Raw genomic sequence first — 21084 nt, 5'->3', positions numbered from 1 at the left:
AAATGATGGTGTACCCTCATGCACCCCGACGGAGGATGATGTTGAAACCGTTAATCTTAATGGTTTGAATGCAACAATAGATTTGACATCATCAAATGCTCTTAATGGGCAGTTTATTCAAACCCATGGAACAATAATTTCAGCCAGAGATTATGATGGTGGAACCGCTGCGAGTTTGAATATTACATCTGGTGGTTCAGGTGTTATCTCGGTCAGTGGTGATACAGGAGGAGGTAATCCGGTACGTTTCAATGAGTTGAACTTCCGTATTGACCCTGATGGCAGCACTCACTCAGAAGCTATTGTGATTGATTTAAATGGTCAGGTCGCGAATGGAATAACCTTGAATCTTTCAGCCTTTTATACAGGAGAACAAGAGAAGGGCAAGGTGATTTTCTATCGCAACGGACAAGAGGTGAGTTCGCAGGAATTTATCCTTACGAATGCTTCCTTTAATACGGGGCAGACTGGAGGGGTTTTTGATAAGGTTGAGATTCAGGCAGCTAACAATAACAATGCAACAGGAGAAGATAACAGCGATTTCAATGTTGAATCAGTTGTGTTCATGGCCAATATTGCAATTGCGTCAGCCACTGGTCAGTTAAATACCGACTTCGGTGCAGATGGGCCTGGTTCTATTTTATTAAATAGTACCCAAAGTGACTCTGTTACATTGCCTGATGGAACGATTGTCTCCCTGCGGGTTAGTAACAATGCAAACCAGCTGGTTGGTGTATACGACGATAATGGAATAGAGAAACAGGCATTTGTTCTAACAGTGAATCCGGATGGAACTTATGAGTTTGTTCAGTATGATCTTCTTGGTAGTGACGCGGACAGATTGCAGTTTGATTATGTCATTACTGATAGCGATGGGGATATTCATGACTGCACGCTGACAATTGATTCAATCAGTTCAGTTGAAGTGAATATTCAAACTATTGATTCATTAACCTCAGAAAATGAGGCTGAAGGGTACGCAATATTTGGAGTTGAAACATCTGGACCTGTAGAAACACAGTCGGAAGTTGATGTCACTGTAACCGCAGGCTCGGCAGCGCTGACAGATATAGATTTGTCAGGGCTGGAGGTCAGCTTTGATAATGGTAATTCATGGAACAGCCTGGTTAATGGCGGAAGTGTCAGCCTGACTTCAGGGCAAAGTGGTTTTCTGATACGGGTAGAGGCTACAGATGACGCTTTGTTTGAGAACACTGAGAACTTTTCGGTTGTGCTCAGCAATCCTTCTGGCGGTATCCAGCTCGGAGCAAATACGGCAGCATTTGCAGATGTAGAGAGCGATGATGTTGCCAGAGATCTTGGTATCTCCGCAGAAGATCATGCTACGCCAACGTTCAACCTGTTATTAAGCCTGGATGTATCGGGGAGCATGGGGTGGAAATCTGTAGAGCAGGAAACGCCCCAGGGTAATCAAACATCGCTGCAGGTTGCCAGAGAAGCACTTGCAGATCTTGTGGCCGCTTATGGGGAGCAGGGACATGTTAATGTGATTCTGACCCGTTTTTCAGGAAGTGCCGGCTCTGTTCAGATGTTCGGGGATGCTGACAGCGCTGTTACTTATTTAAATACAGCCGGTAATTTCTCTGCAGATGGAGGTACTAACTACGATGCCGGGCTGGATTCAGCAACAGCTGCTTTTCAGAATGCACTGTATCAGGGGAGGATTGATGGTTCTGCAAATAATGTAGTGTACTTTATTTCTGATGGTGATCCCCGTAATGGAAATCCAAATCGGGGAGACTGGGAAGGTTTTCTGCAGGACTATAACATTGAGCGTTCTTATGCCATTGGTATTCAGAGTTATCAGCAAAATGGTCAGGATTTGAATACATATAATGGTGAGCGCCTGAATGATATTGCTTACCCCGGTGAGTCGATCAAACTGACAGGAAATATATCCCTGAGGGATACATTATTGGAAACTGTACGGCAGGGGGTGAATGATAACCTTGTTATCCATAGTCTGGGTAATGGGACAACGGCCTTTGTATCCACAGTGACTGTTAATGGAACAACCTACACGTTGAATAATGGCAGTGACAATAAACAAACTATTACCGTCATGTCCGCAGGTATAGCCCTGGGCATTCTGGTTGTTCACTATTCAGGGGAGGTCAGTTTTACCGCTGCGGATATTTCCGGTGGTGGAACAATTACAGAGACAGTGTCATACACGCTTGTTGATACTGCCGGAAATACTTCCAATCAGGCCAGTTTAACTATTAAAGTATCTGATACTGGAAGTGCAGCAGATTTTGTTTTTCCCGCAGACCCTAACGCCAACATTATCAGTGATACTGGTGGAAATCAGAGCGGAACACCGGGGAATGACTCTTTTACCGATATCAATAGTGCTGATAATTTCAATGCCCGTGCAGGTCATGATCTGGTCGTAGATCTCAGTAATGGTTCTAACGAATATAGAGGGGCCGCTGGCCAGGATTTGATCGACGGAGGTGGGGGTGACGACATTCTGTATGGTGGCGGTGGCCGTGATGTGATTTATGGCGGAGCTGGTAATGACACAATATATGGTGGAGGTGATAACGACCTCCTGATTGGTGGACGGGGTAATGACGTAATTAATGGTGATGCGGGCAATGATCTGATTATCGGCGGTATTGGTAATGATACGTTACAAGGTCATGGTGGTGTTGATACATTTAAATTCAACCTGGCAGACTTGGTGGATCATGATTACCTGAATAATGGAAGCTATCAACAGAATGATGTGATTAGGGATTTCATGTTAAGCAATAGCACACAGGATGGCGATATTCTTGATCTTACTGGATTGCTGGTATCTCAGACGGAGTTAACTGTTCAAGATTTAGCGAACTTATTGAATGTGGCATTCACCAATAATTCGCAGGAGAACAGTACCACTATTAGTTATGTCCATGAACAGGATACACCGATCAATCAGTTTACCTTGAATATAAAACTGGAAAGTGTCGCTCAGTCTGACTGGAGTAGCCAAAGCGGCGATATGACCGAGAATGTATTAACCCAGCTGGTAAATAGCGGACAACTACTCGTTTAAATTTAAAGAAAACATCTCAAGGAGAGAAGAGAATGAAAAATATAAAGACCATGGGATTGGCATTTGTTGTTCCGATGTTATCTATTGTTGCTGTTGCGGCTGTACCTGCACACTCAGACTCCCTGCAGGACGCAATTAACGCGGCCCTGCAAAGCAACCCGGAAGTTCTTATCAGAATCTCCAGCGCCGATGCACAGAACGATGCTATACGCCAGGCCAGAGCCGGTTATCTGCCATCTGTAAATTTAACGGCGGGTGTTGGATATGAGAACAGCCGCAATGCGACAACTATTGGAGCACTGCGAAATGGCACCAGCAGACACAAAAACCAGGATCGCACCCGCCGGGAAGCTGCGATCAATCTGCGACAGATACTCTTTGATGGCTTTGCCACAAGCAGCGAAGTAGACCGCCAGCTGGCCAGCAAAGAAGCTTCGGATTATGAGGTTTGCTCTATTTCCGAAAATATCGGCTTGCAGGCTGCCAGAGCCTATACCGATGTGATGCTTAATGATCAGCTGGTGAAAAACGCCCGGGATAATGTCAGTGAACACGAACGCATTGTTGAACTGATTCGCAAGCGTGGCACGGATATGGGAACAGACGCGGATATTGCCCAGGCAGAAAGCCGCTTGCTGTTGGCAAGGGCAAATCTGATCGCGAGTGAAGCAACGCTCCGTGACAGCAAAACTGCTTATCAGCGTATTGTTGGTAATCTTCCCAAAAAATATGCCCGTCCTTCTGCCCCTGCCGGGTTGCCCAAATCTCTGGATGAAGCCATAAGCCAGGCCATGAATGGTCACCCTGTGATGATGATTACCCAGGCAGATGTCAATGAAGCCAAAGCTCAGTACGATGCCAGCAAAAGCCGGTTTATGCCTACAGTAACCGCTGAACTGGGGGCAGACTGGGGCAAGGATCAGAATGGTGGAAAAGGCACGATTTATAACCATACCGCTATGTTGCGTATGTCCCTTAATCTTTATAACGGTGGTGCGGATAGTGCCCGTAGAAGTCAGACCAGCAAGCTGGTGAATGAAGCTATGGAAATCCGTAACCGTGCGGTAAGGCAGATTACAGAAGAAGTCCGTCTGTCATGGATTGCGGTGGATTCTGGTAAATCCCGCTTAAAGCAGTTAATTGCCCATGAGCAGAATGCAAAGAAGGCTTTGAATCTGTATGATCGTCAGTTTGAAGCGGGCACCAGAACCCTGCTGGATTTGCTGGACAGCCAGAATGAATATTTTACTGCCACCAATTCCAAAACCAGTGCTGATTATGATTTGATATACAGCAAGTACCGTCTTCTTCATAGTGAAGGCGCTTTGTTGAATACATTGCAAGCCAGCATGCCTGTTGAAAACAAGTGCGGGCTGGCGGTTCGGCGTGGTTCGGCGGCTTAAAGAGTTAAGTTAAAGAGTTAAACAGAAAATAATAATCGCGATAGCGATGAATAAAAATCAAATGGATATTTGAGTATGAATACAATTATTAAGGGGACACTTTTTTCAACCGTTGTGCTGGCTATGGCTGGCTGCTCCAACATGAGCTCATTTGAGCGTGACGCAACCTGTGTTGTAACAGGTGCGGCCATTGGTGGTGGCGCGGGTGCGATGGATGAAGGCCGTACGGCCATTAAGGGCGCTATTGGTGGTGCTCTTGTTGGTGCGCTGGTCTGTCATCTACTGGATGGTGACAGTGATGGTGATGGTGTTAAGGATAGTAAGGACAAGTGTCCGGGCACTCCGATTGGTAAAACCGTAGATGCTGAGGGTTGCTCCCTGGCAGAGCCCGTAGCGGTTGTTGAAGAGTCTGTGGTTCTGCCGGTTCCCCAGGATGATGACCTGGATGGCGTAGTAAACGCTGACGATGTCTGCCCGGAAACACCCGCCGGAGTAAAGGTGGATGCGAAAGGCTGCCCTCCGGTGCAGAAAATCGTTCTTAACGATGTGACTTTTGATTTTGATTCCGCAAACCTTACGGAGCAGGCCAATACGGTATTGCTGGAGCAGGTAAAAATTCTGAAAGAGAATCCTGCCCTGAAGATCAGTATTACCGGCCATACCGATAGCTTCGGTGCGGAGAAATATAACCAGATTCTGTCTCTGCAGCGGGCCCGCGAGGTCAGGAACTTTTTTGTTGAGCAGGGTGTGGACAGCCTGACTGTAACCGTATCCGGTGCTGGTGAGCTGGAGCCCGTCGCGGATAACGCCACAGAGGTCGGTCGTGCCCTGAACCGCCGTGTTGTTCTGCAGGTTGTACGTGATGGGAGTTGATTAAGCCCTTTCATCCGCTTTTATAAAAGGCAGCCATCCCGGCTGCCTTTTCATTTCTGTCGAGATATTCCGGTTGTCCAGAGTTGCTTCCGCTGGTCGATGAATATTCAGATACCTGCCCTGCCGGATTAAGACTGCCAGGAATTCGGCAGTATCAGGGGGATTTTGAATGTTATTCAATCGGAAGCCGGAATTATGTCAGGGCAAAATACTCCAGATAAGCCTTTAACCCAGAATCCAGAACCAGAAAAAGCCAAAGATGGTTCTGACCATGTGCGTCTTGGCCTTGGTAGAACCCTGTTCAGCTGGTTTTTAGTGCTCTCGCTTCTGCCTCTGGTGATTGTCGGCATTGTGGAATACAAAAATGCCAGGGATAACATCCTTGAAAGCCGGCAGGAGGAGTTATCCACAGTTAACCTGATGCTGGCCCGGCAACTTGGAGATTACTTCGATAATATCGTGGTAAATATGAACTTCCGCAGTGGCAAGGCTGTGGAGTTCCTGACCGAATTTACTGAATTAAACAAGCAACAGCCTGACTTTCAAACGTTATTGAGCAGCGTCCAGTATTATCAGTTGGTTGATCGCTACAACATCGAATTTATTGACCTGATGCGTTTTTATAATTATTCCGATGTGCTGATTGGTGATGCGGAAGGCAATATTGTTTACTCCGTTGGCCGTTATACAGATTTCGGCGAAAACCTGTTCCAAGGTGAGTTAAGTGAAACGCTGTTCTCTCGCACAGCGTCTGAAGCCATAAAGAAAAACAAACGTTTGTACTCAGATCAGGAACACTATTTCCCGGCGGGGGAGGAGAAGGTCAGCTTTTTTATCCTTCCTCTTGTGAACGATAGGGAACAGGTGGTCGGGTTTATGGCCACGCAAATCTGGGCCAAAGAAGATATCGCTTACATTTTGAGCCAGAGCCTCGATCTTAGTGATCATGTCGCTGCTTATGTTGTGGGTAAGGATAAGAAAATTCGTTTTTATTCGGAGAGGGAAGCATTTACTGATAAACCCATAAATATTGCTCCTGTTAATGAGTGGATTGGCCATTTTGACAGCCATGGTCAGTATATTGAACGTCATGGTGATATAGCGATGGCTGGATATGTCCAAGAAAATCATAGGGATCAGGGCACAGATGAGCATGGAGACGAACATGGCCATGATCATAACAGTGGTGATGAGCAGCTGGATGATCTTTCCGGTGGTGGTTCACATATCAGTGCTTATCAGCACAGTGAGGGAAAGAAAGTTCTGGGCCTGTATCGAAATATACAGGTTGCCGGTACGTCTATGATTTTGCTCACGGAAATGGATTTCGATATGGCTATGGCACCGGTAACGAGGTTCCGTAATCAGCTTCTACTGATGATTGGTGTGACAAGCCTTATTGTGCTGGTTATTTCAGGGCTGATTACCCGTCGCATAGTTTCTCCCGTGCGGCGTATTACCCAATGGGTAAACCAGGTTGCTTCCGGCAGATATGTGGATGGGGAAATCATCAAGCAGAACAATGAAATCGGAGCCCTTTCAAGAAGCTTCCAGATTATGACCGAGCGGTTGCGTAAGGTCAGTGTGGATAATGATTCCCGCAGCTGGCACCAGAACGGGGCTGCCAAATTAAATGAAACCGTCCGTGGCGAGCAGACCATGGCCGAACTGTGTCGGAATATTATTACCACCCTCTGCCGCTATCTCGATATTCCCATGGGTGCCATGTATGTGGTGAAAGACGGTCGCCGTTTACAGATGATGGGCAGTTTTGCTCTCTCGGTCAGAAAGCGTATTGGCAGTGCCTTTGCCCTGGGAGAAGGGCTTCCCGGCCAGGCCGCTCTGGAAGCACAGGCGCTGACAGTGCTGGTTCCCGATGATTACTATGCCATTGAATCCGGCCTTGGCAGCTCTGCGCCGGACAGGGTGCTTGTATTGCCGGTGATCTATGAGAATGAAGTTAAAGCCGTTCTTGAGTTTGCCCTGCAGGGAGAGCTGGAAGAGAGATCCCGGGAATTTCTGGATGCGGCTATGGAAAGTGTGGCTATCGCGATAAATTCTGTTCAGGCCCGGGAGCGGGTGCAGGAGCTGCTTGATAAAACCACTAATCAGGCCAGGGAAATGCAGCAACAGCAGGAAAACCTGCGTGCAGCTAATGAAGAACTGGAGCAGCAGACGGGTATTCTGAAAGAGTCAGAAGAAGAGCTGAAATCCCAGTCCGATGAACTGCAGAGGGCTAACGCTGAGCTGGAAGAGAAAAGTGAATCTCTGTTTCATCAGAAAGAAGAAATCGAATTAAAGAATCAGGAGATTGAAGAATCACGGAAAGCCATAGAACGCAAGGCCCAGGAACTGGAACAGGTGAATAAATACAAGTCTGAATTTCTGGCAAATATGTCCCATGAGCTGCGTACCCCCCTTAACAGTATGTTGATTCTGGCTCGTATGCTGTCGGATAACGAAGAGCAGAACCTGACGGAAGATCAGGTGGAATCCGCCCAGGTTATCCACAAAGTTGGTCATGATCTGCTGGAACTGATTAACGATATTCTTGATCTGTCCAAAGTCGAAGCTGGAAAGATGACCCTGAATTTGGAAGAGGTTTCCATTGAGAGTCTTTTGGAACAGGTCCGGAACCAGTTTGAGCCACTGGCGAAAGAGAAGAAGCTACAGTTTGGAATTCACAGAAATACAAGAGCCGATGTAAATATTAAAACAGATGGCCAGCGGGTTATGCAGATTCTGAAGAACCTGCTCTCCAATGCCTTTAAATTTACCGAGCGGGGTGGGATAAAACTGCATGTTTCCACTATTAATCCGTCGTCTGATTTTGCGGTAGAAGGACTGCGCAAACACGGTGCCCTTAGCCTTGCGGTGGAAGACTCAGGTATCGGTATTTCTGAAGATAAGCAGCAGGCTATTTTTAATGCTTTTCAGCAGGCCGATGGTTCAACCAGCCGTAAATATGGGGGAACCGGACTGGGACTCTCCATTGCCAGGGAAATGGCTATTCTTCTGGGCGGGGAAATGCGTGTCACCAGTACTGAGGGGAAAGGCTCTGTCTTTTCACTTCTTATTCCTGCTGAGATCACTGAGCTGCCTGCAGGTGCAGGAGAGTATAGCCCTGAAGATGTAAATATTGCGGAGGAGTCTTCCGCAAAAACGGTAACTTCCTCAGAGGTTTCCACGGTTACTGGGGTTGATGATGATCGTAACCAGATTGGCGAAACCCGCCCCATTCTTGTGGTTGAGGATGATCTGGAATTCTCAAGGGTCCTCTATCGTCTTGCTAAAAACCATGGGTGTTCCTGTCTGGTCGCCAATACCGGGCAGGAAGCCATGGATATGGCCAGAAAGCATTTGCCCCAAGCCGTTATTCTGGATCTTGGCCTGCCGGATATGGACGGGCGAGAAGTATTAGAGGCCGTAAAAAACCAGCCGGAAACAGCGGATATTCCTGTTCATATTATGTCCGGTCGTGACCGTGATGATTCCCTTATTGCTCTGGGGGCTGTGGAATACCTCATCAAGCCTGTCAGTAACGCCAAGCTGGAAGGACTCTTCAACAGTTTTGAGAGTCAGGCCGAAGGAAAGGTTCTGGTTGTGGATCAGGACAGCGCAGTCTATGAGCAGATCAGTGATTACCTGAAAGGCCGCTCAGAAATTATACATGTGGCCACAGCGGCAGAAGCCCGGGAAGCGATTGCCAGTGAGGCTGTAAGTACAGTGATTCTTGAATTGAACCTTCCCGATGAAAGTGGAGATGTACTGCTTGAATCCCTGAAAAGCCAGTACGGTGATGAGCTTCCGAAGGTGATTATTTACACCTCGGAAGCTATGAGTCGGGAAAGGTACAAGTCACTGGACAGCCTCTCGGGAACCATGGTGATGAAAGGGGAAACCGCATCCAGCGAGAGACTGCAGGATGAAGTTTCCCTGTTCCTGAATACCGTCGCCAGACCAAAGCCACATAAAAAACCTGCGGCCACGCCTCCTGTTGGCGATGATTTCCTGAAAGGACGCAAGATACTGCTTGTGGATGATGATCTGCGCAACACTTTCGCCCTCTCCAAAGCCCTGCAGAAATATCAGATGGATATTGTTCTGGCGGATAATGGCGAGCTGGCTTTAGAACAGCTGGAGAAAGAAGGCGACAGTATTGAACTGGTGCTGATGGATATAATGATGCCGGTGATGGACGGCTATGAGGCCATGGGACGTATTCGTGCCCAGGATAAGTTTAAAGACCTGCCGGTTATTGCCCTTACGGCAAAGGCCATGGCTGAAGACCGTGACAAGTGTATTCAGGCGGGCGCTTCGGATTATATGACCAAGCCGATTGATATCGACAGTCTGGTGGCTATGCTGCGGGTCTGGCTGCAAGGCGGAAATACGGCGGGCGGTCATGAAGATGATGGGCAGGCATGAGTACATCGGCCTCCTCTGGGGATATTGGCCGGTTGCTGAAAGCCGTGGCAGACCATTATGGTTACGATTTCCAGGATTATGCGCCAGCATCCCTTAATCGCCGTGTGCGCCAGCATCTGGAGAAGTCGGAGTTTGGCTCCCTTGATGCGTTGACCAACCAGATAGTGGATAACCGGCAGGCATTTGCAGACCTGCTGCGCAGTTTGTCTGTGCCTGTTACCGAGATGTTTCGTGATCCGCTGTTTTTTCGAGAACTCAGGGAGTCTGTTCTGCCCTGGCTGGCGACATTTCCCTTCTGCCGTATATGGCATGCGGGTTGCGCCACAGGAGAAGAAGCCTGGTCGATGGCCATTCTTCTTCAACAGGCTGGCTTACTTCAACGCACCCAGATTTATGCCACCGATTACAATGAAGAAGCTTTGAATATTGCCCGTAAAGGCATTTACAGCACAGTGCATCTGCCCAAGTGGGAAGAGAATTATCGGGAGAATGGCGGAGAAGGGTTGGTCTCTGATTTCTGTTTTCAGCGTTACCGTTCTCTGCGTATGGATCGGGCATTGCAGAAAAGAATGACATTTGCCAACCATAATCTGGTCACAGATCAGGTGTTTGGTGAGATGCATCTGGTGATGTGCAGGAATGTTCTTATCTACTTCAACCGCTCCCTGCAGGATCGTGTACTTGGCCTGCTAAGGGACAGCCTTTGTTCCGGCGGTATATTATGCCTTGGCCCCCGGGAAAGCCTGCGATTTTCCTCTGTTGTGAATGATTTTGAAGTTCTGGATGCTGAATTGAAAATCTTCCGACGCAAATCCGGGGAGAAGGGCTGATGCGTGTTATTGCCATAGGAGCCTCAGCAGGAGGGAGTCGTGCCCTGGTGCAGCTGCTTTGGCAGCTACCAAAGACCTATTCCTTGCCGATTCTGGTGGTGCAACATCTTAGTCATAAGTCCGGCAGGGGTATTGTGAAATGGCTTAACAGCCGGATTACCCTTGAGGTGTGTCTGGCGGAAGATAAGGAACTTGTCAGGCCCGGAACTGTGCTGGTTGCTCCACCGGATTACCATATGCTGTTGAATGGGGATGGAACAGTCAGCTTATCGATGGATGGGCTGGTCAACCATGCCCGCCCTTCTATTGATGTTCTGTTTGAATCTGTTGCGGAAGTCAGTGGTGAACAGGGCGTTGGTATCGTCCTGACGGGTGCCAGCCAGGATGGTGCCACAGGGGCCAGGAGAATAAGGGAAGAAGGAGGTCGAGTACTGGTACAGAACCCGGAAACAGCAGAGATTCCGGTTATGCCGAAAGCTGCTCTGGCCGATAGTGATAACAGTAATGCTATGGAACTGGATTGTTTAACAATACAGTTGCTGAAACTAACCCGGATACCTGGCTCTTAACGTTGGATGATTTTAAGCATGGATAGCTTACCGAAAATTCTGGTGGTGGATGACAAACCGGAAAACCTGTTGGCAATGGGCAAGCTGTTGAAGCCGTTACAAGTGGAAGTGGTGAAAGCCGATTCAGGTGAGGAAGCTTTGAGACTGGTACTCCGGAACCGGTTTGCAGTGGTTCTTCTTGATGTGCAGATGCCGGTAATGGATGGCTTTGAAACGGCTCAGTTAATGCGGGCCAATAAGGCGACAGCCACTATCCCCATTATTTTTGTGACCGCTATCAGCAAAGAAGATAAACATGTTTCCCTGGGTTATGAATCGGGGGCTGTCGATTATCTCTATAAGCCGGTCAATCCCGATATTCTCCTTGGCAAAGTCAAAGTGTTTTTACAGTTGGAACAACGGCGTCTGGAGATGGAGGCGCTGACAGTTAATTTGCGGGAAATGAGTGAGAAGAATCGGCTGCTGTTAAACAGCGCCGGTGAAGGGATTCTTGGTTTGGGTATTACCGGTAATGTGGAGTTTGCCAACCCTGCGGCATTGGAACTGTTGGATGCCGATGAGAAGGATTTAAAAGGGCAGCCAGTGTTCCCCTGGTTTTATGACCCTGGTGTAGAGAAACTGATTAACCAGTGGCTGAGCAATAATAAGTCAGAAGCCGTATATAGACAGGTCAGCCGTATGCGCAAGCAGAATGGCAACAGCAGGCCTATTGAATTTAACCTCTCGCCCATGCGGGACAATAAAGGTGAAATTACCGGTGGCGTTCTGGTCTTCCGGGATATTACCGAACGGGTACAACTGGAAGAACATCTGACTCAACTGGCAAAATACGACGGCCTGACAGGGCTGGCCAATCGTACTTTGTTTATGGAGTTTTTGAATGCTTCCATGGCCCGCAGCAAACGCCGTGAACGAAGTACTGCGGTTATGTTCCTCGATCTTGACCACTTTAAACAGGTTAATGATTCCCTAGGCCATGATGTGGGTGACGAATTGCTTACCAGTGTGGCGGAAAGGCTCCATAGCTGTGTGCGGGAAGGAGATATGATCGCCCGTCTGGGAGGCGATGAATTCGCCATTGTGCTGGATGATGTGGCCAGGCCGGAAGATGTAAAACTGGTTGCCGAGAAAATCGTGGAAACCATCAGCAAGCCTCATAACCTGGCGGGGCGGGAACTTCATGTCAGTACCAGTGTGGGTGTGGCTACCTGGCCGGATTGTGCGACTGATGCAACAGCGCTGATTAAAGCCGCCGATACTGCAATGTATGTAACCAAGAAGACTGGCCGTAAAGGTTATCGGTTCTTTACCGCAGATATGCAGGCAGAAGGGCAGCGTCGTGCAAATACGGAACAGGCCCTTAAAGATGCAGTTCGCAATGGTAATTTTGAACTGCTATATCAGCCGATGGTCTCTTTACAAACGTCAATGGTCGCCGGTTATGAATCTGTTTTACGGTGGAATCATGATGGTAGAGAATGGTTGCCAGACGAGTTCCTGCCCATGGTGGAAAACCTGCGGTTGATGAATGTGCTGGGGGAATGGACTCTTGAAAATACCTGCAGGGAGATGCAGAGCTGGCATGGCAGTGATGCTGCTCGCAGGAATATTACCTTCGCGGTGAATTTATCTCTCAGCCAGTGCCGTAATGAAGATATTCAGAAGCTGATTGAAAAGATGATTGAGAGTCATGGCTTTGAGCCTGGGCAGCTTGAGTTGGAACTGTCTGAGCGCATTGTCAGCAATATTTCCGGTAAGCTGGTTGAATCCCTCGATGCTTTGAGGAAACAGGGCGTTCATATTGTTCTGGATAATTTTGGCAGTGGTACGTCTGCGTTAAATTACCTGCGTCGCCTGCCTGTGGATATTGTGAAAGTTGATCAACTCTATATTCGGGAAATTGGTCAGGACAAACGAGTGGAAGGTATTCTCAAGGCCGTCACTGATCTGGCCCACGATATGGGCATTCGCTCTGTAGCAGAAGGTGTTGAATCCCCACAACAGCTCGTTTTCCTGAAAGACCTGGAATATGACAGAGCCCAGGGGAGTTTACTGGGTGGTCCGAAAAGCATTACCCGACTTGATTTTGAGGGCTGGATTATGCCGGTTGCAGGACGTTATCCTGAAGACAACTCCCGAAACTCCACCCGCAGTTAAACCCGTAACCTCTTACGGATCAATTTTTGGCCTGCTTTCCAGGAGTATTCCTGGCATGTAGCTGTTTGAAAATTCCCGCTGCCCGTTATCTGCATTAGAATATCCACCACAGTTCACTCTCGGGGGAAGAAGGTTTATGTTGTATACGGTAATGACTCAGGATGTGGATGATTCTTTGCCACTCCGTAAAACCTGTAGAACAGAGCATCTTGCACGTTTGGAAGAGCTTAAAGCTGATGGTCGTTTGGTGCTGGCCGGACCTTTTCCAGCGATAGACAGCAATGATCCCGGTGAGGCAGGGTTTACCGGAAGTTTGATAGTGGCTGAGTTTGACAGCCTTGAAGATGCTCAGCAGTGGGCAGATGAAGATCCGTATGTTGCTGCAGGAGTGATTGACAATGCTGTTGTAAAACCGTTCAAGAAAGTTCTTCCCTGAATTCTAAGTTTCTGCTGTTGGTAGACTGAAACATATCAGCCCGGTTATGTTCCCAAACCAGTGATGGGAATGTAACCACTCCTGCATGGATGAACTCAGAAGAAATGGAAATGATTTCTGGTATTTTTTTCTGAGTTTATCCCGTTATTTGTTGATTTGATTTACAATCCTCAAATCAAGAATAAGAAAGATCAATATTATTCATGCGCAAGCTCTTCGGCACCAGTTCCCTCTTGGGTATCATCCTTATTCTCCTCACTCTCTGGCTGGTACCCGCGTATATAGAGCGCAATATGAATAAAGTTGAACCCGTTGATGTACCAGAGGTTTCAACCTCTGCCCGGGAGCTGCACAAAACCCTGCTTATCGGTGATATGCACACAGACAGCCTGTTATGGAGCCGTGATTTACGCAGGCGTTCCACATTTGGCCATGTTGATTTACCCCGCCTGAATCAAAGCAATGTTGCCATTCAGGTTTTTGCCGCTGTTACTAAATCCCCTCAGGGATTGAATTATGAGAATAATGAAGCTGATGCCCTGGATACTATAACCCTGCTATCCATTGTGCAGACTTGGCCTTTCAGAACCTGGAGCAGCCTGAATGAACGTGCCCTGTATCAGGCCCAGAGGCTTGAACATTACCAGGGTGGTGAGCATGGCACCCTTGCGGTTGTACGTACCAGATCAGACTTGCAGAACGTTCTTAACAGGCGTGCGGCCGGAAGTTCTCAACTTGCGGCACTGTTGGCGACAGAAGGCTCCCATGCCCTGGATGGCAAGCTGGCCAATATCCGTAAACTCTATAGTGCCGGTTACCGGATTATGGGGCTTCAACATTTCTTCGATAATAAACTGGGTGGTTCTCTGCATGGTGTCTCCAATGCTGGTTTAACAGAATTTGGCCGTGCTGCTGTCACCCTTATGGAAGATATGAATATTATTGTGGACCTGGCCCATTCATCACCCCAGGTTGTGGGTGATGTTCTGACCATGGCCAGCCGACCTGTTATTATTTCCCACACAGGTATGCGTGGACTGTGTGAATCCCCCAGAAATATTTCCAATAATTTGTTACGTGCTGTCGCAAGAAAAGGCGGACTTATTGGCATTGGTTTTTGGGAAGAGGCAATCTGTGATGACTCTCCGGCAGGCATAGCCAAAATGATTCGTTACGCAATTGATGTTGTGGGCGTCAACAGCGTAGCCCTGGGTTCAGATTTTGATGGTGCCGTTACTACCCCCTTTGATGGCGGACAGATGGCTGTGCTCACTCAGGCTTTGCTGAATGAAGGCTTGAGTGAGCATGAAATTCGTCGGGTAATGGGTGAGAACCTTAAAGACTTCCTGTTGACATGGCTGCCGCAGAAATAAAGCAGCCATCAATTCGTATTTATTCCTGGCCCAAATAATCAATGAGTCTATCGGCCCTGGTAATCAACCTTGCAGCGCCACAGAGATAAACAGTCATCTGAATAAGGGATCTGGAAGAATCAACCACTGGTCCTCTGGCCGCAAACTCCTGCCACGACAGGTCTGTATAAATATCCCAGTGCAGAATCACCATGCTGAAATCCGGCAATGTCAAAAACAGTACCGGCAGAGTCTGCAGAGCCAGTACCAGCATCCATAAACCACTTCCCCTGACGAATAACCATGCAACGTCCTGTCTGTTCATATTACCTCCCGGTGGATAACTGTTTTGTCTGGATCTGTTGACAGGAATCGGGCAGGAAAAGTTCTCAGAAGTGAAAAAGTTCCGACTAAAGTCGGGTAGTAACTCTTTGGGGTAACGGGCTCCTGGAGGCTGCTGCCTGGTTGCAGCAGCCTTACAGGGCTGACATTTGTGTGCGAGGGGTCTCCCTCGGAATTTTCTGGGCTTGGGGATGGAACTGACGAATCTTTTTAGAAAAACTGCAGTTTAGAAAGACAGCAGTATCCGCAAAGCAATCACAATCAAAACAATACCTGTCGCCTTATTGATGGCTCCAGTTCGTTTCTGCAGCGCCGGAAGCAGTTTTGGATGGCTGAAGACAATGGCCATCAGGGCATACCAGAGTCCGTCAACGGCTGTGGCGGTAAAGGTAATAATGGCCTTGTTCGCCAGGGTATCACCGGGTTGAATAAACTGGCTGAACAGCGCCAGAAAGAAAATCGCGATCTTCGGGTTCAGAAACGAGATCAGAAAACCCTGGCGGGCGGATTCTGATAAAGAGATATGCTTTTTGTTCTCCAGCTCTGTGTCATCATATTCCTCCACTTTTGCCCGCAGGCTTTTTATACCCAGCCAGGCCAGATAAGCAGCACCCGCCCAAGTCAGGGATTTAAAGATGACTGGAGAACTGGTAATCACCACTGACAGGCCGGTTGTGGCAATCAAAGCATACACGGCTATGCCAAGGCTGTGACTAAACCCTGTAACAACCCCATGTAAGCGGGAACCATTCAGGGTATTTTTGATGACTACGGCGAGACTGGGACCAGGGGTGGCGGCACCAAGCAGGAAAACCGCGAATAAAGGTAACCATTCGGATAGAGACATACTACGTCTACCGTTTATTATAGAATTAAAAAATTATTGATACAGGGATGTCGGCGTAGGCAGACCGGCCATGCGCATGGTTAAGCCAAGCAGTTCATCAGCTGAAGTATATTCAGGCTCAACCCCTTTCAGCGTACGGTCAATCAAGGCGGCTTTGCCCATCATCTCCCGAATCGCCCGTTCACCATGGCGTTGCACAAAATTCATATAACTGTTTTTCTTCTTTTTCAGCAGAAAGGGCATCTGTCTGTGGGTTTTAGCAACCTGTTCAATAGCGGCGTCCAGGGTTATGCCCTGGCGAAGACAGCTGGCTATATGATTGCTCAGGCGCAGTTCCCGGCTGAGGGACCAGAGCATAATCGTTAGCTCAATGCCCTCGGCCATCAGGCCATTGTAAATTCTCAGACTGTGGCGGATGTCACCTGCCAGAACAGCGTCTGCCAGGCCGAATACATCATAGCGGGCATTGTCCGCCACTACGTTGCGCACGGTATCGACGGTAATGGCTTCATCGCTGGCCAGAAGCTTGAGCCGTTCCACCTCCTGGGCAGCGGCAAGAAGGTTACCTTCCAGCAGGTCTGCAAGCAGGGTAATGGCTTCAGGTTCTGCGTTAAGACCGGCTTTACGAAGGCGCTGGCCAATCCAACCGGGGAGCTGATGGGGTTCAACAGGCCAGATCTGCACAAAAACACCATGTTTTTCCAGAGCTGCAAACCATTTGGTCTTTTCCTGCTTTTTGCTGATGCGGGTAGTGATAATCAGCAGCATGGTGTCTGGGGGGAGCCGCTCCGCGTATTCCTGCAGAACTTTTTTCCCATCTCCCACTTTGTCGAAAGGAACACGCAGCTCAATCAATTGGCGGGTAGCAAAAAGGGAAAGGCTGTTGGCTTCGGCAAGAATCTCCTGCCAAGCAAAGCCCGGGTCAACATGATGCACCGTACGGTCGGTATAACCGTTGTCCAGGGCGGCTTTACGGATATTGTCGCAGGCTTCTTCAATCTGCAGGGGTTCATCCCCTGAGACTATGTACACAGGAGCCAGCTCCTTGCGGAGCTGGTTAGGTAACTGGTCGGCTTTTAACTTCACGGTTGGCCCTGGCCGGCCTGTTGGGCAGCGGCTTTTCTGGCCTTCTCCGCTTCTGCCTGAAGCTGGGCGTCGGTCAGGGAGGCGATTCTGCGGGTCAGGGCAGCGGCGAGGCTGGACTGCATCTCCTTCCAGACCCGATTAAACTCAATCCGGGAAGCATTATATTCATTATGTCGACGCTGGTAGGTGCCGTACTGAACCAGTTCACTGGCGGGTATCAGAACCAGCCCCGAATCATCGGACAGCTGCCACTTTAGAGTGCCGATTACATCATAGTCAGTAACAATGCTGCCGCCGGAGGTGCTGGCAATTTCTTCTTTGTGCTCCAGGCTCAGAACAGTGACTTTATAGGGAGCTGAATCTGTAACGGCAATGCCGGTCTGGGTCAGCCTGTTAGTCAGCAGCTGCTGGAAGCTGCGTTCCGGAGCGTCAACAGCAAGATTTTTGAGGTCGGACGCGACATCTACTGTGCCCCGCAGCTGAAAACCGCAGGCGGTTATCATAAGTGCAAAGAGGGTCACCAGGACCGGAGAGAAAATCCTTTGAATTCGCTTCATATTACTGGTTCGCTGTTAGCCGGATCATTCCTGAGCAGAGGATTATAACCCCGTGCTCACTGGAAAACGATGATTGTAAGGCAGCTTATACAGCGGAAGGGCTGGCTACCGTAGAGTCACCAGCCCTGGATGTGTTTACTGGGAGGCAAACAGAGGAGTTTGCAGAGTTTGCTGGGCTGTGGGACGGGCGTCTGGATTTGGATTCAACATGCCGTAAACCAGCTGGGCAGCTTGTTGAACGTCATTGTCACCCATTTCTGGGTTGTTATCCTTAATGGCCTGATGAATTGTAGTGAAATTGTGTTTAAGTTGAGCCTGCCGGGCCACTTCCTGAAGTTGCCATTGCAGATCATTGCCCCCTGGGTCTTCCTGGTATTTTCTTCCCGTTAGCAGCTCATAAAATACACACCCGGCTGAAAACATATCGGAGGCTGGGCTGTAGGCGAATGGGACTTGATTTATTGCCCTCGAGATGGATTCCGGGGCCAAGTAGAGTGGCGTTCCATAGAAAATACCGGTCCTCGTCTGTCCATATTCGCAGGCCATGCCGAAATCAGCGATACGCACCCGCCCTTCCTGATCAATAAGAATATTGTCAGGCTTAAGGTCCCGATGAATAATTTGTTCACTTTCCAGATAGCGCAGCCCCTTCAAAGTTTGGTTGAAGATGCTCTTGATCAGTTTGGGGGGGAGTGCACCTCCACGGGGTTGAGTTGGTGTACCCTCTGGGGGGGGAGTACCGGTGGGTCTTATTCCTTCCATTCTGAAGTCATCGCCATCTTCAAACGCGGGTTGTTTCCCTTTAATAAGAAGACTGAGTGGAGCACCCCCGTTTTCCATATACATATCCGTTTTCTGGGTACCGGAAACATCTGCGGCTTTTATAATATTGGGATGATCAAGCCTTTTCAGCGTCTCCTGCTCTTTCGTGAGTTCATTATCAGTGCTTTTGTCTTTGGCAGCCTTATGAATACGCAGGGGACCAGCCTTTCCAGGGAATACGCTTTCAACTTTTCCAAATACTCCCTCACCCAGTGTCTTAAATGTATGGAGATCACTGGATTTCAGGTTTTTAGATGAACGGGGAAATCGCGGTACTGGGTTTACCAGCTTCACCGCACGTTTTTTCAGAGACTTGAACATCGCCCGGGGGATATCAAAAACATGAGTGATTTTTCTACGAGCCTTTTTCACCAGGAATACCAGCCTGGGGCCCCATTGCTTTGGATCGAACAGGAAGGGCTTCAGGCGGTACCCTTCGGGCTGGGCCGGGGATCGGGGAGTCCGGTCGGGACGGATGGATGGATCGGCCATAAATTCAGCTTCCTTGCATTTATCTCTTAACCCCTAACTATAGAGGGGAATATGCAGAGGAGAATAAGTCTCCGAAAAGTTTGTGCTGTTCCTGACTTTATAATGAGAGAGGCACCGGAATTAGGGGATTTTCCTTGAAATATGGTCAGAGGGTCTACACTGGCGCCACCTTCTCTGGCCTCTGTAAGGCGTGTATCCCAGTGATCAATGTTATTAATCCTGTGACCGGTGACATTCTCTACAGCTTGCAGGAAAGCAGTGATGAGGAGATTTCTGCGGCCTTCAGTCATGCCCGGGCGACCAGCCATACCCTGCAAAAAACCACTGTTGCTGAGCGGGTGGCAGAAATCCGCCGCTTGCTTGATTATCTCCAGACCAATGAGCAACGGCTGCTGGATCGTATTGTTGAGGAGACGGGGCGCTGTCGTGGGGATGCGATGCTGTCAGATATGATGCAGATCATGGAGGACTGCCATTGGCTGACTCAGAACGCGGAAGATATTCTGGCGGATAAAAAGGTGCAGACGCCACTCACTCTGTTTGGGAAAAAGTCCTGGATTTACCATGAGCCAAGGGGGGTGGTGCTGGTTATCTCCCCATGGAACCTGCCCCTGGCCATAGCCGGTACAGCGGCCATGTTCGCTTTCGCGGCGGGGAATGCGGTGATTCTCAAGCCTTCTGAACAGACGCCGTTACAGGATATTTTTGAGGAAATACGCAACCTGTCTCCCCTGTTGGCAGAGGCTATAACCGTTGTTCATGGCAGTGGGGAAGTCGCCCGCAAGTTGATCTCCAGTCGGCCGGATCTGATCGCCTTTACTGGCAGTGTGCGCACGGGGAAAAAGATTCTGGAGCAGGCCGCTCCTTTGGTGATTCCGGTAGTGGCAGAGCTGGGTTCCAAGGATGCCATGATCGTCTGTGATGATGCCGACCTTGATCGGGCTGTAGGAGCCGCAGCCTGGGGCAATATGCATAACAGCGGTCAGAGCTGTACGTCTGTTGAGCGTTTGTATGTACAGGCGGGCGTTTACGATGATTTCGTCCAAAGGTTGAACAAGGCGTTCTCCAGGATAACCCTCGGCACTGGCCCGGATGATGATATGGGCGCAATTACCACCCCTTTTCAGATGGATATTATTAAGGGGCAGGTCAGGGATGCCCGGGAGAAAGGGGCAAATATCCTCTGTGGAGGTGAGCCTTCCAGCAAGCATATGTATAAGCCAACCATTGTGCTGGATGTGACTTCGGATATGAAACTGGCCAGAGAAGAGACTTTTGGACCGGTTGTGCCGGTATTCCGGTTTGTCTCCGATGAAGATGCTGTAAAGCTCCACAATGCCTGTGATTTTGGCCTGAGCACCAGTATCTGGACAGCCAGTGACGAGCGTGCGGACAAAATGGCCCGGGCAGTAGTGGTCGGCAGTGTGAATATTAATAATGTGATGCTGACAGAAGGCAATGCAGGCCTGCCCTTTGGCGGTGTGAAATACTCGGGCTATGGTCGGATGAAGGGCGTGGAAGGGCTGCTGGGCATGATCCGTTCCAAGGCCGTTCTTATCGACCATACCAGCGGCAAGCCCGAGCCTAACTGGTACCCTTATTCAGCGAAGAAGCTCAACCTTATGAGCCATTTAATGAAAGCGGTGTTACGCCCGGCAGGAGCAGGGAAGCTGTTTGCTCTGGCCAGGGTCGGGTTAGCCCTTGAACTATTGGTGAAAAGACCGCCCCGGAGAAAAAAGAAACTTTTGTAACAGAGTTGGCTTATAAGGGATAGTCAGACGATTGCACTTATTGTATTAATCCAGCCTGGCTTCCGGTGAATCTGC

15 protein-coding genes are annotated in these 21084 nt (G+C 49.0%); 10 read left to right on the top strand and 5 right to left on the bottom strand.

Annotated elements, in window-relative coordinates:
- From ACY2RQ_RS17430 to ACY2RQ_RS17390, 9 genes are all read left to right on the top strand, one after another.
- On the top strand, window positions 1-3064 hold a 3064-nt coding region (locus tag ACY2RQ_RS17430; protein ID WP_490114275.1), incomplete at its 5' end, for a VWA domain-containing protein.
- Window positions 3065-3096: 32 nt separating this feature from the next.
- A complete protein-coding gene (locus ACY2RQ_RS17425; RefSeq protein ID WP_490114274.1) occupies window positions 3097-4467 on the top strand; it encodes a TolC family outer membrane protein in 1371 nt (456 codons plus the stop codon).
- Window positions 4468-4542: 75 nt separating this feature from the next.
- Window positions 4543-5340, top strand: coding sequence for an OmpA family protein (locus ACY2RQ_RS17420; protein ID WP_490114273.1), 798 nt, complete (start codon window positions 4543-4545; stop codon window positions 5338-5340).
- Between the two features lie 165 nt (window positions 5341-5505).
- Complete coding sequence (locus ACY2RQ_RS17415) at window positions 5506-9768, top strand: response regulator (RefSeq protein ID WP_490114272.1); 4263 nt, start codon at window positions 5506-5508, stop codon at window positions 9766-9768.
- Window positions 9765-10598: a CheR family methyltransferase gene (locus tag ACY2RQ_RS17410; protein ID WP_490114271.1), complete on the top strand. Its 834-nt coding sequence runs from the start codon at window positions 9765-9767 to the stop codon at window positions 10596-10598. The genes ACY2RQ_RS17415 and ACY2RQ_RS17410 overlap by 4 nt, the downstream gene beginning before the upstream one ends.
- Window positions 10598-11167, top strand: a complete 570-nt coding sequence (locus ACY2RQ_RS17405; RefSeq protein WP_490114270.1) for a chemotaxis protein CheB — start codon at window positions 10598-10600, stop codon at window positions 11165-11167. Before ACY2RQ_RS17410 ends, ACY2RQ_RS17405 begins: the two co-directional genes overlap by 1 nt.
- Window positions 11168-11185: 18 nt before the next feature.
- Window positions 11186-13324 (top strand): two-component system response regulator, encoded by a 2139-nt coding sequence (locus ACY2RQ_RS17400; RefSeq protein WP_490114269.1) that lies wholly within the window; start codon window positions 11186-11188, stop codon window positions 13322-13324.
- Window positions 13325-13460: 136 nt separating this feature from the next.
- Window positions 13461-13760 (top strand): YciI family protein, encoded by a 300-nt coding sequence (locus ACY2RQ_RS17395; protein ID WP_490114268.1) that lies wholly within the window; start codon window positions 13461-13463, stop codon window positions 13758-13760.
- Window positions 13761-13963: 203 nt separating this feature from the next.
- Window positions 13964-15133, top strand: coding sequence for a dipeptidase (locus ACY2RQ_RS17390; RefSeq protein WP_490114267.1), 1170 nt, complete (start codon window positions 13964-13966; stop codon window positions 15131-15133).
- 19 nt (window positions 15134-15152) lie between these two features.
- Here the strand turns inward: ACY2RQ_RS17390 and ACY2RQ_RS17385 are convergent, their stop codons facing one another.
- The 5 genes from ACY2RQ_RS17385 to ACY2RQ_RS17365 all read right to left on the bottom strand — a co-directional run bounded on the left by ACY2RQ_RS17385 (window position 15153) and on the right by ACY2RQ_RS17365 (window position 19258).
- Window positions 15153-15437, bottom strand: a complete 285-nt coding sequence (locus ACY2RQ_RS17385; protein WP_490114266.1) for a hypothetical protein — start codon at window positions 15435-15437, stop codon at window positions 15153-15155.
- 243 nt (window positions 15438-15680) lie between these two features.
- On the bottom strand, window positions 15681-16301 hold the full coding sequence (locus tag ACY2RQ_RS17380; RefSeq protein ID WP_490114265.1) for a LysE family translocator: 621 nt from the start codon (window positions 16299-16301) through the stop codon (window positions 15681-15683).
- 33 nt (window positions 16302-16334) lie between these two features.
- Window positions 16335-17387 (bottom strand): DNA polymerase III subunit delta, encoded by a 1053-nt coding sequence (gene holA / locus ACY2RQ_RS17375; protein ID WP_490114264.1) that lies wholly within the window; start codon window positions 17385-17387, stop codon window positions 16335-16337.
- Window positions 17384-17944, bottom strand: coding sequence for an LPS-assembly lipoprotein LptE (locus tag ACY2RQ_RS17370; RefSeq protein WP_490114263.1), 561 nt, complete (start codon window positions 17942-17944; stop codon window positions 17384-17386). Before ACY2RQ_RS17370 ends, holA begins: the two co-directional genes overlap by 4 nt.
- 135 nt (window positions 17945-18079) lie before the next feature.
- Window positions 18080-19258: a serine/threonine-protein kinase gene (locus tag ACY2RQ_RS17365; RefSeq protein ID WP_490114262.1), complete on the bottom strand. Its 1179-nt coding sequence runs from the start codon at window positions 19256-19258 to the stop codon at window positions 18080-18082.
- A 200-nt stretch (window positions 19259-19458) separates the two neighbouring features.
- Here ACY2RQ_RS17365 and ACY2RQ_RS17360 point away from each other — a divergent pair, with 200 nt between their 5' ends.
- Window positions 19459-21009, top strand: a complete 1551-nt coding sequence (locus tag ACY2RQ_RS17360) for an aldehyde dehydrogenase family protein (protein WP_490114261.1) — start codon at window positions 19459-19461, stop codon at window positions 21007-21009.
- Window positions 21010-21084 lie beyond the last annotated feature (75 nt).

The organism is Parendozoicomonas sp. 209JJ7-1, from assembly GCF_058147085.1.
The sequence above is the reverse complement of the archived record's forward strand: the minus strand, read 5'-3'. Positions and strand labels throughout refer to the sequence as shown.

Bases quoted from the DNA above. Each gene is read 5' to 3' on its own strand.
- ACY2RQ_RS17425 (WP_490114274.1), top strand. From the start codon at position 3,097: ATGAAAAATATAAAGACCATGGGATTGGCATTTGTTGTTCCGATGTTA.
- ACY2RQ_RS17420 (WP_490114273.1), top strand. From the start codon at position 4,543: ATGAATACAATTATTAAGGGGACACTTTTTTCAACCGTTGTGCTGGCT.
- ACY2RQ_RS17410 (WP_490114271.1), top strand. From the start codon at position 9,765: ATGAGTACATCGGCCTCCTCTGGGGATATTGGCCGGTTGCTGAAAGCC.
- ACY2RQ_RS17405 (WP_490114270.1), top strand. From the start codon at position 10,598: ATGCGTGTTATTGCCATAGGAGCCTCAGCAGGAGGGAGTCGTGCCCTG.
- ACY2RQ_RS17400 (WP_490114269.1), top strand. From the start codon at position 11,186: ATGGATAGCTTACCGAAAATTCTGGTGGTGGATGACAAACCGGAAAAC.
- ACY2RQ_RS17395 (WP_490114268.1), top strand. From the start codon at position 13,461: ATGTTGTATACGGTAATGACTCAGGATGTGGATGATTCTTTGCCACTC.
- ACY2RQ_RS17390 (WP_490114267.1), top strand. From the start codon at position 13,964: ATGCGCAAGCTCTTCGGCACCAGTTCCCTCTTGGGTATCATCCTTATT.
- ACY2RQ_RS17385 (WP_490114266.1), bottom strand. From the start codon at position 15,437: ATGAACAGACAGGACGTTGCATGGTTATTCGTCAGGGGAAGTGGTTTA.
- ACY2RQ_RS17380 (WP_490114265.1), bottom strand. From the start codon at position 16,301: ATGTCTCTATCCGAATGGTTACCTTTATTCGCGGTTTTCCTGCTTGGT.
- ACY2RQ_RS17370 (WP_490114263.1), bottom strand. From the start codon at position 17,944: ATGAAGCGAATTCAAAGGATTTTCTCTCCGGTCCTGGTGACCCTCTTT.
- ACY2RQ_RS17365 (WP_490114262.1), bottom strand. From the start codon at position 19,258: ATGGCCGATCCATCCATCCGTCCCGACCGGACTCCCCGATCCCCGGCC.